Genomic DNA, 826 nt, shown 5'->3' on the forward strand with positions numbered 1-826 from the left:
CGACGAAGGAGCGCATCGGCTCGCGGCTCGTCGGATAGATGGTGATCATGCGGCAGTCGAAGGTGGAGATGACGGGGCGGATCTCGCCGCGCAGCGTGCGCAGGGCGAGCTCGACGACATGTTCGCCGCGCTCCTCGAAGTCGGTGTGCGGGAATTCGAGGAAGGTCGCCATCAGGTCGAGATGAGCGACGCGCCGGGCGGTGAGATGGCTGTGCGGGTCGAACTCGGCGGCAACCAGCACGTCGGGCCCGACGATCGCGCGGACCCGCTCGAGCAGGTCGCCCTCCGGGTCGTCGTAGCCCTGGGCGACCATGGCGCCATGCAGGCCGAGCACGACGGCATCGACCGGCAGGGCGGCCTGCAACTCGCCGAGGATCCGGTCGCGCAGGGTCTCGAAGGTGCGGCGCTGGATGAGGCCGGCGGGCTCGGCCCAGCAGGCGGTGCCCTCGATGACGGTAAAGCCTTCGGCCCGGCCGCGCCGGCGCAGGATCGGCACGACGGAGGAGCAGAGCGTGGGCGTGTCGGGGTGCTCGCCCGGACCGGCATAGAAGGCGGCCTTGAAGGCGTTCATGTCCGTGGGGACGGGGGAGAAGGTGTTGGTCTCGGTGGCAAGCGAGGCCGTGAAGATGCGCATGGGCGTCCGTTCCGCAGGCGTCCAGGCCGGCCGATGCCCGGCCGTCATCGCCCGGCGCGTGCCGCGCCGGTGTGCCTGGCCGAACGGCAGGAAGCCGTGTTCTGGATCGCAAAGTTCCCGTCAGTGATCATCGCAGAGGCGATGTAATTTGTTTTCTCGATAATGCGGAAATTTCTTCGGAAGTCAATGGAT

Annotated in this window: 1 protein-coding gene; it reads right to left on the reverse strand. The window is 68.0% G+C overall.

The genetic code is table 11. The annotated features are described in order from the left end of the window. On the reverse strand, positions 1–634 hold a 634-nt coding region (locus P9A16_RS35600), incomplete at its 3' end, for a M81 family metallopeptidase (protein ID WP_278026566.1). Positions 635–826: the final 192 nt, after the last annotated feature.

Source organism: Shinella sp. 838 (assembly GCF_029623935.1).
GTDB lineage: Bacteria > Pseudomonadota > Alphaproteobacteria > Rhizobiales > Rhizobiaceae > Shinella.